Source organism: Nocardia sp. CA-136227, from assembly GCF_050955695.1.
Classification (GTDB): domain Bacteria; phylum Actinomycetota; class Actinomycetes; order Mycobacteriales; family Mycobacteriaceae; genus Nocardia.
The window spans coordinates 6385554-6400898 of sequence record NZ_CP192081.1 but is presented as its reverse complement, the minus strand read 5'-3'; the positions used below and the strand labels follow the sequence as shown (position 1 = coordinate 6400898).

Annotated in this window: 17 protein-coding genes; 6 read left to right on the top strand and 11 right to left on the bottom strand. The window is 68.5% G+C overall.

Translation table 11 applies throughout. The features are described 5' to 3' along the window. Positions 1 to 21: 21 nt before the first annotated feature. Both ACQP06_RS29660 and ACQP06_RS29655 read right to left on the bottom strand, forming a co-directional pair. Entirely contained in the window at positions 22 to 888 is an 867-nt protein-coding gene (locus tag ACQP06_RS29660; RefSeq protein WP_433667987.1) for an Ig-like domain-containing protein, read from the bottom strand. A gap of 326 nt (positions 889 to 1214) precedes the next feature. Then, on the bottom strand, positions 1215 to 1859 hold the full coding sequence (locus ACQP06_RS29655; protein WP_433667985.1) for a TetR/AcrR family transcriptional regulator: 645 nt from the start codon (positions 1857 to 1859) through the stop codon (positions 1215 to 1217). 118 nt (positions 1860 to 1977) lie between these two features. Here ACQP06_RS29655 and ACQP06_RS29650 point away from each other — a divergent pair, with 118 nt between their 5' ends. Continuing rightward, positions 1978 to 2769: a hypothetical protein gene (locus ACQP06_RS29650; RefSeq protein ID WP_433667983.1), complete on the top strand. Its 792-nt coding sequence runs from the start codon at positions 1978 to 1980 to the stop codon at positions 2767 to 2769. A 60-nt stretch (positions 2770 to 2829) separates the two neighbouring features. On the opposite strand, the gene ACQP06_RS29645 is transcribed toward ACQP06_RS29650, so the two are convergent. From ACQP06_RS29645 to ACQP06_RS29610, 8 genes are all read right to left on the bottom strand, one after another. Continuing rightward, positions 2830 to 3165 carry a hemophore-related protein gene (locus ACQP06_RS29645; RefSeq protein ID WP_357087298.1) on the bottom strand — a complete coding sequence of 112 codons (336 nt, stop codon included), beginning with the start codon at positions 3163 to 3165 and terminating at the stop codon, positions 2830 to 2832. A gap of 91 nt (positions 3166 to 3256) precedes the next feature. Beyond that, the gene (locus ACQP06_RS29640; RefSeq protein ID WP_433667980.1) at positions 3257 to 4615 is read right to left on the bottom strand and encodes a sensor histidine kinase; all 1359 of its coding nucleotides are present in this window, start codon (positions 4613 to 4615) and stop codon (positions 3257 to 3259) included. Further along, positions 4612 to 5283, bottom strand: coding sequence for a response regulator transcription factor (locus tag ACQP06_RS29635; protein WP_433667978.1), 672 nt, complete (start codon positions 5281 to 5283; stop codon positions 4612 to 4614). Before ACQP06_RS29635 ends, ACQP06_RS29640 begins: the two co-directional genes overlap by 4 nt. 60 nt (positions 5284 to 5343) lie before the next feature. After that, positions 5344 to 5766, bottom strand: a complete 423-nt coding sequence (locus tag ACQP06_RS29630) for a CBS domain-containing protein (RefSeq protein WP_433667976.1) — start codon at positions 5764 to 5766, stop codon at positions 5344 to 5346. Between the two features lie 50 nt (positions 5767 to 5816). After that, on the bottom strand, positions 5817 to 6527 hold the full coding sequence (locus ACQP06_RS29625; protein ID WP_433673466.1) for an ABC transporter permease: 711 nt from the start codon (positions 6525 to 6527) through the stop codon (positions 5817 to 5819). Next, positions 6524 to 7165: an ABC transporter permease gene (locus tag ACQP06_RS29620; protein ID WP_433667974.1), complete on the bottom strand. Its 642-nt coding sequence runs from the start codon at positions 7163 to 7165 to the stop codon at positions 6524 to 6526. The genes ACQP06_RS29625 and ACQP06_RS29620 overlap by 4 nt, the downstream gene beginning before the upstream one ends. After that, positions 7162 to 8307 (bottom strand): ABC transporter ATP-binding protein, encoded by a 1146-nt coding sequence (locus ACQP06_RS29615; protein WP_433667972.1) that lies wholly within the window; start codon positions 8305 to 8307, stop codon positions 7162 to 7164. The genes ACQP06_RS29620 and ACQP06_RS29615 overlap by 4 nt, the downstream gene beginning before the upstream one ends. Positions 8308 to 8323: 16 nt before the next feature. Continuing rightward, complete coding sequence (locus ACQP06_RS29610; protein ID WP_433673465.1) at positions 8324 to 9220, bottom strand: ABC transporter substrate-binding protein; 897 nt, start codon at positions 9218 to 9220, stop codon at positions 8324 to 8326. A 404-nt stretch (positions 9221 to 9624) separates the two neighbouring features. On the opposite strand from ACQP06_RS29610, the gene ACQP06_RS29605 reads away from it, so the two are divergent. Continuing rightward, positions 9625 to 10530 carry a glycine betaine ABC transporter substrate-binding protein gene (locus ACQP06_RS29605; protein ID WP_433667971.1) on the top strand — a complete coding sequence of 302 codons (906 nt, stop codon included), beginning with the start codon at positions 9625 to 9627 and terminating at the stop codon, positions 10528 to 10530. A gap of 295 nt (positions 10531 to 10825) precedes the next feature. Next, positions 10826 to 11173: a Crp/Fnr family transcriptional regulator gene (locus tag ACQP06_RS29600; RefSeq protein ID WP_433667969.1), complete on the top strand. Its 348-nt coding sequence runs from the start codon at positions 10826 to 10828 to the stop codon at positions 11171 to 11173. 45 nt (positions 11174 to 11218) lie between these two features. Here the strand turns inward: ACQP06_RS29600 and ACQP06_RS29595 are convergent, their stop codons facing one another. Continuing rightward, positions 11219 to 11863: a TetR/AcrR family transcriptional regulator gene (locus ACQP06_RS29595; RefSeq protein ID WP_433667967.1), complete on the bottom strand. Its 645-nt coding sequence runs from the start codon at positions 11861 to 11863 to the stop codon at positions 11219 to 11221. A 113-nt stretch (positions 11864 to 11976) separates the two neighbouring features. On the opposite strand from ACQP06_RS29595, the gene ACQP06_RS29590 reads away from it, so the two are divergent. From ACQP06_RS29590 to ACQP06_RS29580, 3 genes are read left to right on the top strand one after another with little or no spacing between them, the layout of a single operon-like run. Continuing rightward, the gene (locus ACQP06_RS29590) at positions 11977 to 13497 is read left to right on the top strand and encodes a flavin-containing monooxygenase (RefSeq protein ID WP_433667966.1); all 1521 of its coding nucleotides are present in this window, start codon (positions 11977 to 11979) and stop codon (positions 13495 to 13497) included. 37 nt (positions 13498 to 13534) lie between these two features. Then, a complete protein-coding gene (locus tag ACQP06_RS29585; RefSeq protein WP_433667965.1) occupies positions 13535 to 14365 on the top strand; it encodes an SDR family NAD(P)-dependent oxidoreductase in 831 nt (276 codons plus the stop codon). 27 nt (positions 14366 to 14392) lie between these two features. Beyond that, positions 14393 to 15307: an alpha/beta hydrolase gene (locus tag ACQP06_RS29580; protein ID WP_433667963.1), complete on the top strand. Its 915-nt coding sequence runs from the start codon at positions 14393 to 14395 to the stop codon at positions 15305 to 15307. Positions 15308 to 15345 lie beyond the last annotated feature (38 nt).

Genomic DNA, 15345 nt, shown 5'->3' with positions numbered 1-15345 from the left:
CGGCCGAGTCCGTGGCGGTGATCAGAATCCGAAGGACCCGGTGCTCGGCTTGGGCGTCGGGGTCGGGGTGGGGGTGGTGTCGTCGGCCACGGTGACCACCTTGGTGGTCGACGAGGCGGCCACGCCGGTGCGGCCGGAGAAGTTCGCGCCGATGGTGTACGAGCCCGCCGCGCCCGGGGTCCACACGATGGTGGCCTTGCCGTTCGCGTTGACCGGGATGTCGCCGAGGACCTGGTCGCCGGCCTTGAACTGGATGGTGCCGCCGGCGGCCGCCGGGGACACGGTGGCCTCCAGGGTGACCGGGGTGTTGATCTTGGCGCCGCTCACGTCGGTGAGGACGGTGGTCGACACGGCGTCACTGGACACGGTGAGGGCCGGGCCCTTGTCGGTGTAGTTGCCGGAGCCGAGGGAGCCGCTGTAGCTCATGGAGGTCGCCAGCGGGGTGTCGCGGGCGCAGTTGACGCCGACGGTGTACTGCACCTCGAAGGTCTGCGACTTCGGCGAGATGTTCGGGTACACCGGGTATTTCACGATGGAGAACGAGGCACTGACCGCGTCCGGCGCCGAGGTGTCGATCGAGACCTGGTCGCCGCCCATCTTCGCCGAGCCCGCGACGGGGGTCAGGCAGGTCGGGTGCGCGTCCTTGATCGAGTAGATGTACTCCACCGGGATGCCGGTCCGCTCGAACTTCGTCGACACGGTCACGACCTCACCGGCGATCGGGTTGGTGTTGGACACCGTCCGGGTGAACTTGCTGTTCCCGTCGTTCCAGGTCACCGTCCCGGACGCGGCCGAGGCCATGCCAGGCATCGCCGCAACCGCGAACCCGGCCGCCACCGCGAACGCGGCCACCGACCCGGCCGCCCGCTGCATACTTCTGTCCACCATGTGTTTCTCCCACGCACCGGGCGCCCTCGACATCGTCATCAAGGCAGGATTCACCCGAGTTGGCGGAATTAGATCACGCCGTTTACTTTCACGGACCCAATTCCGAAATGAACCCATGTCAGATGGGTGGTGGGCATGCCGGCCCCGGTGTGGGGCCGACGCACAGCCCCTCCCTCTAGTGCTGGCTGTTCATGTAGGCGGAGCCGTTGGTCACGATGCCGAAGGCCTGGCTGAGCAGCGTGAAGAGGACACCTAGAACGCCCATGGTGATGTGTATTCCTAACTTTGTTGTTGTGCCGGAACCGTTTCCGGTCACCACAGCGATATCACAGGGGTGTGGGGCGCTGCACCTCGGTTTTGTGCGGGGTGGTGTAGACGGTGACGGCGTGGTCCGTGCAGCGGTCGACGAAGGTGGTGTCGAGGGGGTGGTCGCTGACCAGGAGGCGGAAATAGAGAGGGGCGGAGAGGGTTTCGATGACCTCACGGGGGGAGGTATCGGGAGGGAGGTCGCCGCGCCGGATGGCTCGGTGGATGATGGCGGCGCTCTGGTCGAAGCGGGTGGTCCAGAAGTGGTGGCGGGCGGCTGCTACTTCCGGGTCGGGGGAGAGGGCGACCGTGGTGCCGAGGAGGCGGGCTATGCCGGGGCGGGAGATCAGGTCGGCGATCTGCTGGGCCAACTGGCGCAGGTCTTCCCGGAGGACGCCGGTGTCGGGGATGGGGTTGGCTTCGGCGGCGAGTTCGGTGACGGCGTCGGCGATGAGGGCGGTGCGGGTGCCCCAGCGGCGGTAGATGGTTGTTTCGGCGACGGCGGCTCGGGTGGCGACCTCGGTGATGGTCAGGCCCTCGATACCGTGGTCGGCGATCTGGTCGAGGGTGGCCGCGAGGATGGCCTGGCGGACTCGGGCGGATCGGCCTCCGGTCCTGCGGCGGGGGCTTGATTCCGGGTGGTCGCGGTCTCCGGGCTGGTCCATGCCCTGTTCCTAACAGGTTCGGAGGTTAAAAGCTAACATTCCTGGCTTTAGTCTTCCCACTGAACGGAGCTTAATGCTAGGTTCGCTTGCGTTAAGGATGGGGATGAGAGGACGCGATATGGCCGAGCCCATCGAGATTCGTGCGGACCTGGGTGGACGGCGGATCACGCGAGATCAGGTGCGGGCGTGGGAATCACGGCGTGCCGGTGCCGTGCTGCGGAAGCTCGCCGCCCGGCTGGGGGAGCGCGCGCTCGCTGAACTGCTGCCGGATCGCACGATGGCGGAGTTGCTCGGCGCGCCCCTCGACATGCAGCGAGTCGCGTTGACGGACTTGAAGATTCGCCTTGGGCATGCCGGGTTATACGCAGTGCTCGAGCGAGATCTGGTCGTGTCGGAGCGGATCGCTCGCGCTGGGATGGCGATGAGCCGCGGTCGGACGGCGCACTCCGCGATTCGTCTGGAGGTCCCGGGTTACTCCGCGGAACGGTTCGCCGCGTGGTTCGAGAATCTGGTCCTCGACAACCGTGAGGCCGAGATGGTCGATGCCTGCCCGGATCACTATCTGCTCCGAGGGCTGCCCGACGGACGGCAGGAAGTCGTCGAGACCACCGGTGGGTCGCCCATGCCGACCCGGTTCCTGGTCGACTACACAACGACCGATGACCTGACCGTTCCGGTCGACCCGCGGTATCCGATTCAGATCGCGGGGCAAGCGGTTCTCGATGACGGTCTGGTCATCGGCGGCGTCCGCCATCAGTTCCGCGATCAGGGCGGCACGCTGAATGCGCTTCTCACCGTTCAGTTTCCGGCGACCTTGCCAGGGAGGTTCATTCGGCAGCATCGGTGGCATCTGGCCGTGGAGTTCAGCAACTGGCTGATCGCGGCCGCACCGGTGGCCGCGAGGGTCTAGTGGTCACGGAACGCGTGTGGGGCCCGGTCGTTTCGACCGGGCCCCACACGCGATGACCGACTACTTGTGCTGCTTGCCGCACGCCTTGTGATAGTCGATGACAGCCTGGCGTGCCGCCTTCAGGTCCTGGGCCTGCTGCGGGTTGGCCTCGCGCCACGCCTTCAGCTCCGCCCGCCGCTGATCCTTGGGCAGCGCCTTGACCTTGGCGATCTCGGCGGCGACGTCGGGATGCGCGGCCAGGTAGGCGGCGACCTTGGGTGCGGAGTCGGCGCGCGCGGCGGCCGCGGCGGCAGGACCGCAGGTGGGGGTGTCGGCGGAGGCGGTGCCGGGGATCGCGAGGGCGATGGCGGCGGCTCCGGCGGCTCCGGCGAGGGCCACGGCGAGGGTGCGTTTCATGCTCACTCCAGGTTGTGTGGTGGGTTCGCCGTCGAATCTGCCCGCCGAACCTGAAGCCTCCCTGAAGCCGGCGGGCTTCTTCAGGTGATCTTCAGGCGGGGAGAGCGAGGCGGAAGACCGCGCCCTGCGCGCCGATCGGCTCGGGGTCGACGCAGACCAGGTCGCCGCCGTGGGCGCGGGCGAGACCGCGGGCGATGGCCAGGCCGAGACCGGACCCGTCGGGGCGGGTGTCGCGGGCGGAATCGAGGCGGACCAGGCGGTCGAAGATGCGTTCGCGGGCTTCGGCGGGGATGCCGGGGCCGGTGTCGGAGATTGTCAGTTCGACTGTGCTGGAGGCGGATCGGTCCGGAGCGGCACGCACGTCGATGGTGACCGAGCCGTGGTCCCGCATGGCCTGGCAGGCGTTGGTCAGCAGATTGGTGAGGATCTGGGTGATGCGCTCGGGATCGGCGGAAGCGGTGACCGGATCGCCGGTGAGATGGAATTCGGTGTCCGGATGCAGCATTCGCATGCGGTCGAGCTGGGCGCCGGCGAGCGCGTGCAGATCGACGGGCTCGCGCCGGAGCTGGAGCCCGGCGTCGATACGCGCCAGGTCGAGCAGGTCATCGACCAACCGTCCCGCGCGATGCGTTTCGCGAACCAGGAGGAGCAACATCCGCTGTCGATCCTCGGGATCGGTGTCGGTGGGCTGTTGCAGGACCGCTTCGGCGAGCGAGCGCACTCCCGTGATGGGTGTGCGCAATTCGTGGGCGGCGTCCCCGACGAACGCGCGGATCTGCTGCTCGGAGGCGCGGGCCCGGGCTTCGGCGGCCGCCGTGTCACGCAGCGCCCCTTCCAGCGCGTCCAGCATTTCGTCGAATGCGGCCGCGGTGCGCCCCAATTCGGTGTCGGTGCGGGACGGTTCGAGCCGTCGTCCGAGGTGACCGTGCGCGATGTCGCGGGCCAGCCGCGTCATGGCGTCGAGCGGTTCGAGCGCGCGGCGGATCCCGAACCACAGTGCGAGCGAGATGATCGCGATGGCGGACGTGGTCGCCGCGGTCAGCAGTAGTCCCAGCCGTGATTGCACGCGGGCCAGCAGGGGAGTGTCGATCTGCAAGGTGAGCCGGCTGCCGTCGATCGCACCGGACCCGCTCAGGCGAATGAGGCGAGTCTTGGTGGTGCTGTCCTCGGCGATCCGGTGATCGAGGCTGCCGAAGGTGCGGCCGTCGGCGAGCACGAGCCGCACCCGCACGGACCGGGTGTCGACCCGGGACACCAGATCCTCCGGTGTCACCCCGCTGTGCGCGAGTTCGCGGGCCAGCTGCGCCCGGTCGCCGAGCACCGCGTTCTCGCTGCGGTTGACGACCAGCCCGAACAAGGCGTGCACGCTCACCCCGACCAGCACCAGCACGATGCCGGAAACCAGTGCGGCGGTGAGGGTTACCCGCGCACGCAGCGAGACGGTCCTCACTTCGGCGCCCGCAGGGTGTACCCGAGTCCGCGCACCGTGTGCACGACCCGTTCCCCATGTTCCTCGAGCTTGCGCCGCAACGCGCTGACGTGCACTTCGACCAGATTCGGGTCGTAGTCGTCGTATCCCCACACGGCCGTAAGGATCTGGGTCTTGGTCACCACCCGGTCCCGTTGCGCCGCGAGGTACGCCAGCAGCTTGAACTCGGTGGCCGTGAGCGTGAGTTCCTGTCCGCCCCGGCGCGCGCTGCCGGTGTCCACGGTCACCTCGAGGTCGCCGATCACGGTGCGGCGCTGGAGTTTCCCCATGCGCCGCAGCAGCGCGTCCACGCGTGCCACAAGTTCGGTGAGGTCGAACGGTTTCACCAGGTAGTCGTCGGATCCGGCGCGCAGCCCCCGGACCCGGTCCTCGACGCCGTCGCGCGCGGTGAGCATGACCACGCCCGCCGCGGAGCGTGCTCGCACCGATTCCAGGAGCGCGAACCCGTCCCGCCCGGGCAGCCCGACATCGAGCACCACCACATCGGGCCGGTAGCGGGTGAGGTCCTGTTCCAGCAGCGCGCCGTCGCCTCGCGTGAGCACGTCGTGCCCGGCGGCGGTGAGCCCGGCTCCGACCGCGGCGCGAATGGCCTCGGCGTCTTCGATGACAAGAATGCGTCCCGGTTGCACGCGGTAATTCTCCGGTCGCTGCCTGTGAATCCGCTGCGAACCGGGACGCTTCCCGTGGAATTAGTGCGGTACCGCGACGGCGCTGATGAACGCGGCGAGCTGCTTGTCGCTGACGTTCTTGGCGAGGTCGGATTCGCAGATCATGCCCGCGAGCTTGTTGCCTTTGCGCATGTCGAGAACGGGCATGCGTTTGATCTGGTTCTGTTCCATGACGTCGAGGACGGTTCCGAGGTCGGTGTCGACGTCCACCGACCACACCCGGCCCTGGGCCAGGTCGCCTGCGCGGACCTTGCCCGGATCGTGTCCCATGGCGATGCAGTTGACCACGATGTCGCGGTCGGTGAGCATGCCGATCATCTGGTCGCCGTCACAGATCGGCAGGGCGCCGACGTCCATGTTGCGCATCATCTGGGCGGCGCGGTCGATCGTCTCATCAGCGGGGATGCATTCCGCATTCCGGTGCATGATGTCGCGAGCCTTCACTGCGAACCTCCTGTCTCGGATGGGTGTGCCAGGAGACATCGTGACCCCAGTCACACCGGAAGGTCAATCCGCCTGTTTCGGATCCTGCCGGTGAGCTGGCCGAATCGTCCGGTCCCGGGCGCGCTCAGCCACACCACGAAGGCCAGTAGACCGTCCAGGGTGAGCGCCAGCGCGGCCACCAGGATCGCGCCGACCAGAACCTTGTCGTACCGGTAGAGGCTTATCCCGTCGAAGATGTACCGGCCCAGCCCGCCCAGGTTCACGTAGGCGGCGATGGTCGCGGTCGCCACCACCTGCAGGGTGGCCGCGCGCAGGCCGCTGAGCAGCACCGGCAGCGCGTTGGGGAGTTCGACGCGGAGCAGCACCCGCGGCTCGCTCATGCCCATGGCGCGGGAGGCGTCGACCACGATGGGGTCCACGTTCGCGATGCCCGCGTACGCGCCCGCCAGCAGGGGCGGAATGCCGACGGTGAGCAGCGCCAGCAGCGGCGGGGCGAGCCCCAACCCCATGAGCAGCACCACGAAGGTGAGCACCCCCAGGGTCGGCAGGGCGCGCATGGAGTTCGCGAATCCGACGATGAGCGCCGACCCGCGCCGGGTGTGCCCGATCAGCAGTCCGATGGGCACGGCGATCACGGCCGAAAGCCCCACGGCCAGCAGGCTGTACCAGAGGTGTTCGAGCAGCCGCCGCCCGATCCCGGCGGGCCCGGACCAGTTCGCGCCGTCGGTGAGGAAGTGCCAGGCGTCCACGAAAAGGTTCACCGCGCAACCCCTTTCAGCCACGGCGTCGCCACCTTGCCCAGCAGGTACAGCGCCCGGTCCACGATCAAGGCCAGCACCAGCACGACGATGATGCCCGCCACGATCTCGTCCGGATAGTCGCGCTGATACCCCTGCGTGAACAGCTTGCCGAGACCGCCCACTCCGATCAGCGCGCCCACGGTCACCATCGAGATATTGGTGACGGCCACGACCCGCAGGTTGGCGAGGAAGACGGGCAGCGCGAGCGGGAAGTCGACGGTGAGCACCCGCCGCCAGCGCGGGTACCCGATGGCGTCGGCCGCGTCGAGGGTGGTGTCGGACACCGAGTCCAGCGCCGCCGGTACCGCCGTCACCAGCAGCGCGACCGAGTAGATGGTCAGGGCGATAACGACATTCAGCGGATCGATGACCCCGATGCCGAGCAGCGGCGGCAGGATCACGAACAACGCCAGCGACGGAATCGTGTAGGCGATCCCGGCCGCGGTGGTGGTGATCCGCCGCAGCCAGCGCGCCCGATGCGCGAGCGCGCCCGCCGGGATCGCGATCACCAGTCCGAGCGCCAGCGGCAGCAGCGCCAGCGACAGGTGGGTGCGGGCGTATCCGGCGATCTCGCCGAAATTGTCCAGCAGGTACCTCACCGGGTCTCCTCGAAGAAGACCCGATTGCGTTCGGCGTCCTCGGCCGTGCGCTGCCGGTGCAGCTGTTCGAGCACGTCGCGGGCGTAGATGGCGCCGCGCACGCCGCCGGAATCGTCCACGGCGACACCGATTTCCGCGGGGGAGGAGATGGTGGCGTCGAGTGCCTGCCGCAGGTCGCCGCCGGGCGGGAACAGGGAGCCGCCCGAGGCCATGCTGTCGGCGAGCGGGCGTCCGGCGCGGACGCCTTCCACGCCGGTGGTGTCGATCCAGCCCATGGGTTTCTTGGCCTCGTCGATGACGAGCCGCCATTCGCCCTCGTCCAACCGGATGCCGGGCACCTGTTCGGGGGAGATGGTGGAGAGGTCGTGCAGGGGTACGGCGTCGGCGGGCCGGAAGGACAGTTCGCGGTAGCCGCGGTCGCGGCCCACGAATCCGGCCACGAAATCGGTGGCGGGCCGGGCGAGTACGGTCTGCGGGACGTCGTGCTGTTGCAGGCGCCCGCCGGGCCCGAAGACGGCGATGTGGTCGCCGAGTTTGATGGCCTCGTCGATGTCGTGGGTGACGAAGACGATGGTCTTGTGCAGTTCGGCCTGCAGCCGCAGCATCTCGTTCTGGAGTTCGGTGCGCACGACGGGGTCGACGGCGCTGAACGGCTCGTCCATGAGCAGGATGGGCGGGTCGGCGGCCAGCGCCCGGGCGACGCCGACGCGCTGCTGCTGGCCGCCGGACAGTTGCGCCGGATAGCGTTGCGCCAGAGCGCGATCCAGTCCGACGCGATCCATCACCTCCAGCGCCGCCTGCCGGGCCGCGCGCCGGGACTGCCCGCGCAGCACCGGCACGGTGGCCACATTGTCGACGACGGTGCGGTGCGGCAGCAGTCCGGCGCTCTGGATCACGTACCCGATGCCGAGCCGCAGCTTGACCGGGTCGACGCGGGAAATGTCCTGTCCGCCAATGGTGATGGCGCCGACACTGGGGCTGATCATCCGGTTGATCATGCGCATGGAGGTGGTCTTGCCGCAGCCGGACGGTCCCACGAACACGGTGAACGACCCGGATTCGATGCGCAGGCTCAGGTCGTGGACGGCGGTGGTGCCGTCCGGGTAGGTCTTGCTGACGCCGGTGAATTCGATGTCGGACACCGTGTTCCGCCTCCCCTTATGCGATCGGCTTGTCGAGCCCCTGCGCGGCGACCCACTGGCGGGCGGCGGCGGCCGGTTCGGTCTTGCTGCTGCCGGAGACGGCGGTATTGAGCGAGATGAGTTCGGCGGTGGTGAGTTTCGCGGAGGTCGCGTCGAGCACCTTGGTCAGCTTGTCGCTCTTCTTGGCGGTGTTGTAGAGCGGCACCACGTTCTGCGGCGGGAAGTTGTGCTTGGGGTCGGTCAGCACCACCAGGTTGTTGGCGGCGATGGCGGGGGAGGTGGTGAAGATGTCGGCGGCGGTGACCTGGCCGTCGGTCAGCGCCTTCACGGTGGCGGGGCCGCCGCCGTCGGCGATCGGCACGAAGTTGGCGGCGGCGATGTCGAGTCCGTAGTTCTTCTTCAGGCCGGGTAGCCCGCCCGGCCGTTCGGAGAATTCCGCGGGCGCGGCCAGTTTCACCTCGGCCGAGTGCGCGGCCAGGTCGGCGATGCTGGTCAGGTTCCATTTCTCGGCGGTCGCCTTGGTGACGACGACGGCGTCGGAGTCCTCGCCGGGTGCGGGCGTGCCGATGGCGAGCTGATCGCCGAGCGCCTTGGCGAGTGCGGTGTTCACTTCGTCGGGCGTGGTGGCGGTGCTCGATTTGTCCAGGTATTGCAGCAGATTGCCGGTGTAGTCCGGGATCAGGTCGATGGCGCACTGCCTCAACGCGGGCACGTACGCCTCACGGCTGCCGATATTGAGTTTGGTGTCGACGCTGAACCCGTTGGCCCGCAACGCTTCCGCGTACACGTCGGCCACGGTCTCGGATTCGGGGAAGTTGGCGGACCCGACGGTCACCTTGTTCGCGTCGCCGCCGCAGCTGCCGCCCCCACCGAGCGGATTGGACTTGTTGTCGCCACAGGCGGACAGTGCCATGGCGGCGGCCAGCGCGACCGACGCGGCCAGGATTCGAAGTACGGTCCGGGAGATGCGCTTGCCATCGGCGCGCGTGGTGATGAGCGATTGCACTGTCGTCCTTCCGAGCGGGATGCCTGCAGCGGGCGGGGTGTCACCACCCCTGGAACAGACCTAACTGTCCATATTGCCCGCCTCATCCCGCGAACGGTGACTACCTACGGTCGGTTTCGCGCTTCCGGCGGAAACGGCACGCCCGATGTCCGGCCCGGTTTCACCGCCGCGAGGGCCGGCGCGGCAGACTGTTGCGCGTGTCCGGCACTGACTCCCACCCCTCGCAGGCGCTCGGCCGTCGCGCCGCCCGCCGTCGTCCGTCGCGTCGCGTGCGCACGTCCGGGACCGGATCCAACCGATTGGTTTGTGCCGTGCGAACACTGGGCCGGGGCGCGCTCGTCACCGCGATCGCGGTGGCCGCGGTGGCCTGCGGCAGCGCGGACACCGGTCCGGTTGTGACGGTGGGAGCAGGGGATTCGCCCCAGTCCCGGATGATCGCCGAACTCTACGCGGGCGCGTTGGCCCGCACCGGTCTGCACACCCGCGTCGAGGAGCGGGTGGGTTCCCGCGGTGATCTGCTCGCCGCGCTGGACTCCGGCGACCTCGCCCTGTTCGGCGACATCACCGGCGACATCCTCACCGCCCTCGACTCGACCGCAACCGTCACCAAGCCGGACGCGGTGAATGCGGCCCTCGCCAAAGCCCTTCCGCAGGGCGTCACCACCTCCGACCCCGCCGACGGCACCGACCTGCGCCCCACCGTGGTCGCCTCCGCCGCGCACCCCACGGCCCTCCCGTCCTCCCTGAAGGACCTCGGCCCCCGCTGCGACGACCTCATCGTCGGCATCGATACCGGCGCCCCGCTGGACGCCCAGCGCGCCCCCCTCGACCCCGACCGCGACGTCCTCACCCCCCTGCGCGCCACCTACCACTGCGCCATCACCCGCACGGTCACCTTCACCACCCACGCCGACCTCCGAAAAGCCCTCTCCGAAGGCGAGATCCAGTTGGCCGTGCTCCCGGGCCCCGCCGCCTTCCTCCCCGGCGACGGCGCCGACCTCACCGCCCTGTCCGACCCCGACTACGCCTTCCGCGCCGCCATGGTCGCCCCCATCCTCCGCAAGTCGGCTCTCACCGACCCTCAGCTCCGCAAACTCAACTACGTGGCAGGCGAACTCACCACCACCGAGCTCGCCGACATGATCCACCAGATCCGGGACCAGAACGCCAGCCCCTCCGCCGTGGCCCGCACCTGGCTCGACGCCCACGCCCTCTGATCCGGTTCCACCACCGCCGCGCTGTGCCACAAACCCTTTCGGTCGCTTACCGTGGAGGGTTCGGGGGCAGCTTCCAACGGCGGTACGGAACTGGATACGACGGTGAACTCACCTGGCGACGATCATCTGGGCAATTGGCCCTGGCCCACAGGCACTTTCATGGAGCGGCTGTGCCTGCGCTCCCGGAGGTCGCTACTCCGGCTCGGGACGCGGACGTACGGGCCGCCGGGCACGGTGCTCATGCGGCAGGGCGATCCGGGCAGCATGGTGTATCTGCTGCGCTCACGGTTCCCTGGTGCTGTGCCGTTCCCTGGCCGACCGGCTGGCCTGGTCGGATCAGCGTCGCCTGGACTTCGGCGACCATCAGGTGCGGGTGCGGCTGGCGCGCCTGCTCGTCGAGTTCGTCGAGTCGTACGGGCGGCGGGTGGAGGCCGGGTGGGAGCTCACCGTGCGGCTGTCCTACGAGGAGCTGGGCAATCTGGTCGGGGCGCGGGTGGACGCGGTGGGCAAGGCGATGAAGGAACTGGGCGCGGACGGCTCGGTGTGCCTGATGAAGCGGCACGTCATCGTCCGTGATCTCGAAAACCTGCGGCGGGCAGCCGAGTTGACGGATGTTTTCGGGAAAGACGCCCGGGTGACCTGATTTTTCAGCTCGCGGCCGAGCTCATGCTCGCCGCCGCGGTGGCGCTCACTGTTGAAGGGCGGCGGCCAGATCTGCGTTGAGGGCGAGGGCGGGCAGGGAGGTGACGAGCATGTCCACCAGAGCTTCTCGGGGGATCGGTTCCTCGCGGAGCCAGGTGAGGGTGGTCTCCTCGACGAAGGCGATCCAGCCGCGGACCGCCAGGCCGAGCCGGGGGCGGTCGGGGTCGTCGGCCGGGATGGGGGCCTCGGCGAGGATGCGGTCGACGAGGGCCATGCGGGTGGCGTTGACGAGGGCCACGAGTTCCGGGCTGGCGCTGGCGGGGCCGCGGAGCAGCGCCAGGTACGAGGTGCGGTTCTCGGTGACGTAGGCGATGTAGCGCTCGATCGCGTCCTGCAGCATGTCGAACAGCGACAGGGTGGGGTCGGGAGTGGTGCGTTCCAGGAGTTCGGCATTGGCGTGATTGACGATCGCCAGGTGGAAGTCGTGCTTGGTGGGGAAGTAGTGGAAGAGCAGGCCGCGGGAGATGCCGGCCTGGGCGGCGATCTCGCCGATGGAGACGTCCTCGAGGGCGCGTTCGCGCAGCATGCGGGCGCCGAGGGTGATCAGCTGCTCGCGGCGTTCGGCGGGGCTGAGGCGCACGCGTTTGGCCCGGCTGTCCGGTCTGCTGCTCACGGCGCGCTCCTTGGTCATTTGTCCGACGGTACTGAACGAGGGTCGACGATTACTGAACTCGAGTCAATAATATTGACTACTGCTCAATAAGAGTATTGACTCCTACTCAATAGGACCATATTCTCGGGTACATGAGTCGCAAGGTTACAGACAAAGCTGTCGGCAACCGGCCTGCCCGGCACTCCCACGTGATCATCGTCGGCAGCGGGTTCTCGGGCCTGGGCCTGGCCATCCGGCTGAGCAAGCAGGGGCGCACCGACTATCTCGTGCTGGAGCGCGGCAGCGATGTCGGCGGCACCTGGCGCGACAACACCTACCCGGGCGCGGCCTGCGACGTCCCCTCGCAGCTGTACTCGTACTCCTTCGCCACCAACCCGGAGTGGTCGCGCTCCTTCTCCAAGCAGCCGGAGATCCAGCGCTACATCCAGGGCGTCGCCGACAAGTACGACGTGCGCGACAAGCACATCTTCGACTGCGAGATGACCGGCGCCCAGTGGAACGCCGCCGAGGCGCGCTGGGAGATCCAGACCAGCCAGGGCGCGTTCACCGCGGACATCCTGGTCTCCGCCGTCGGCGCGCTGTGCGAGCCGAACCTGCCGGACATCAAGGGCATCAACGACTTCCAGGGCGAGATCTTCCACTCCGCCCGCTGGAACCACGACTCCGACCTGACCGGCAAGCGCGTCGCCGTCATCGGAACCGGCGCCTCCGCCATCCAGATCGTCCCGAACATCGCCGCCAAGGTCGCGCACCTGGACGTCTACCAGCGCACCGCCCCCTGGCTGCTGCCCCGCGTCGACCGCGAGTACCTGGCCCCGGAGCGCTTCGCGCTCAAGAAGATTCCCGCGCTGCGCAACCTGTACCGCGCCGGCATCTACGCGGCCCGTGAGACCCAGGTGGTCGGCCTGGCCAAGTTCCCGCCCGCCATGCTCGCCCTGGAGGCGATCGCCCGCGCCAAGCTGTTCGCCGAGGTCCGCGACCCGGAGCTGCGCCGCAAGGTCACCCCGGACTTCCGCATCGGCTGCAAGCGCATGCTCATCTCCAACGAGTACTACCCGGCGCTGGGCCGCGACAATGTGGACCTGGTGACCGACGGGATCAAGGAGATCCGCCCGAACGCCATCGTCACCAAGGACGGCGTCGAGCGCGAGGTGGACGCGATCATCGTGGCCACCGGCTTCCACGTCACCGACTCGCCGGTCTACGACACCGTTTCCGGTCGCGACGGCCGTACCCTGTCCGAGGTGTTCGACGCCATCGGTCAGCAGGGCTACAAGGGTTCGGCGATCAACAACTACCCCAACATGTTCTTCATGCTCGGCCCGAACGTCGGCCTGGGCCACACCTCGATGGTGTTCATGCTGGAGTCGCAGATCAACTACATCTCCGACGCCATCGCACAGTTCGACAACCTGCGCCTGCGCACCGTCGAGGTCCGCAAGGACGTGCAGGACGAGTACAACGCGGGTCTGCAGCGCAAGCTGGAGGGCGCGGTGTGGAGCACCGGCGGCTGCGCCTCCTGGTACCTGGACAAGCACGGCAACAACACCACGCTGTGGCCGGACTTCACCTTCCGGTTCCGTAGTCTGCTCGAGCACTTCGACGTCGCGGCCTACGAGACCACCACCGAGCCTGTCGCACAGGCCGTTTGAGTCACCCCCACTCCTTCACCAACCGAAAGCGGTAATCGTGAGCAACGATGCTTACTTCAAGGACAAGGTCTGCGTGATCACCGGTGCGGGTTCCGGCATCGGCCGCGCGCTGGCGGAGAACCTGGCCAAGCGCGGCGCGCACCTGGCGCTGTCCGACATCGACGCCGAGGGACTCGCCGAGACCGTGCGGCGCTGTGAGAAGTTCGGCGTGAAGATCAAGTCCGATCGCCTGAACGTGGCCGAGCGCGAGGCCGTGCTGCTCTACGCCGATGAGGTGAAGAAGCACTTCGGCAAGGTCAACCAGATCTACAACAACGCCGGCATCGCCCACCACGGCAATGTCACCGATACCGCGTTCAAGGACTTCGACCGCATCATGGACGTCGACTTCTGGGGCGTCGTCAACGGCACCAAGGCGTTCCTGCCGTACCTCATCGAATCCGGTGACGGCCACGTGGTGAACGTGTCCAGCCTCTTCGGCCTGATCGCGGTTCCCGGCCAGAGCGCCTACAACTCGGCCAAGTTCGCGGTCCGCGGCTTCACCGAAGCGCTGCGCCAGGAAATGCTGATGAGCGGCACCCCGGTCCAGGTCACCTGCGTGCACCCCGGCGGCATCAAGACCGCCGTCGCCCGCAACGCCAGCGTGTCCGAGGGCCTGGACCAGAAGAACCTGGCCGCGCTGTTCGACAGCAAGCTCGCGCTGCACACCCCGGAGATGGCCGCGCAGACCATCACCGAGGCGGTCCGCAAGGGCCACGGCCGCGTACTGATCGGCTGGGAGGCCAAGGCCCTCGACCTGTTCGTGCGCACCACGGCTTCGTACTACCAGCGGATCTCCGCCGTGGTGCAGAAGCGGATCCTGCCGTAATACCGCGATTCTGAAGGACATTCGGTCATGCCCGATGTGACACTGCCGTTGCCTGTCGTCCGAGCCGTGCTGAACCCGGTCTTCCGGGTGATGCTCAATCACCGGCTCCCGTTCGGTGTCCAGCGGGCACTGATGGATTGGGGTTCGGTGGCGCAGCGGGCGCCACGCGGCACCCATGTCGAGCATGTCCGCCTCGGTGGCCGCCCGACCGAGCGCGTCTCGGTCGGGCCGGTCTCCGACAGCGCCACCGTGCTGTACCTGCACGGCGGCGGCTACACCGTCGGCTCGCCGCTCACGCACCGCTCGCTGGCGGCCTACCTGTCCCGCGAAACCGGTTGCGCCGTGCAGGTTCCCGACTACCGGCTCGCCCCCGAGCACCCGTTCCCGGCGGCGCTCGAGGACGCCGAGGCCGCGTTCCTGGAACTGGTCCGGGCCGGTTTCCGGCCGGAACGCATTGCGGTGGCCGGTGATTCGGCCGGTGGCGGGCTGTCGCTGGCGCTGGCCGAGCGGCTGCGCGACCGGCACGGACTGACCCCGGCCGCCCTGGGCCTGATCGCGCCGTGGGCCGACCCGAACGAGGTCCCCACCCGCAACCGCGATCTGGTCATCAACAAGCCGTGGTCGCGGGCCTGCGCCGCGGCCTACCTGGGTGGCGGCGACGGCACGGACGCCGGGTACGCGCCGCTGCTGGGCGAACTGCGCGGCCTGCCGCCCACCTACGTCCAGGCCGACAAGGCCGAGCTGCTGCACGACCAGTGCACGCGGCTGGTGGCGCAGCTGCGTGCGGCGGGGGTGCCGACCGAGTTCACCGAGACCGAGGGTCTCTGGCATGTGGCCCAGCTGCAGGCGGCGCTGGTGGCGCCGGCCGCGGCGGTCACCGTCGAACTCGGACAGTTCCTGCGCCAGGCGCTTCGACCGGCCCAAAGCCGGTCAATAGGATAGAGAAGAGTCACAGCGCGAGACCGTCCGGGAACAGGTTC

Excerpts from the sequence above, each read along its gene's own strand:
- ACQP06_RS29590 (WP_433667966.1), top strand. The coding sequence starts at position 11,977 with ATGAGTCGCAAGGTTACAGACAAAGCTGTCGGCAACCGGCCTGCCCGG.
- ACQP06_RS29655 (WP_433667985.1), bottom strand. The coding sequence starts at position 1,859 with ATGGACCAGCCCGGAGACCGCGACCACCCGGAATCAAGCCCCCGCCGC.
- ACQP06_RS29660 (WP_433667987.1), bottom strand. The coding sequence starts at position 888 with ATGGTGGACAGAAGTATGCAGCGGGCGGCCGGGTCGGTGGCCGCGTTC.
- ACQP06_RS29645 (WP_357087298.1), bottom strand. The coding sequence starts at position 3,165 with ATGAAACGCACCCTCGCCGTGGCCCTCGCCGGAGCCGCCGGAGCCGCC.
- ACQP06_RS29650 (WP_433667983.1), top strand. The coding sequence starts at position 1,978 with ATGGCCGAGCCCATCGAGATTCGTGCGGACCTGGGTGGACGGCGGATC.
- ACQP06_RS29580 (WP_433667963.1), top strand. The coding sequence starts at position 14,393 with ATGCCCGATGTGACACTGCCGTTGCCTGTCGTCCGAGCCGTGCTGAAC.
- ACQP06_RS29610 (WP_433673465.1), bottom strand. The coding sequence starts at position 9,220 with ATGGCACTGTCCGCCTGTGGCGACAACAAGTCCAATCCGCTCGGTGGG.
- ACQP06_RS29595 (WP_433667967.1), bottom strand. The coding sequence starts at position 11,863 with ATGACCAAGGAGCGCGCCGTGAGCAGCAGACCGGACAGCCGGGCCAAA.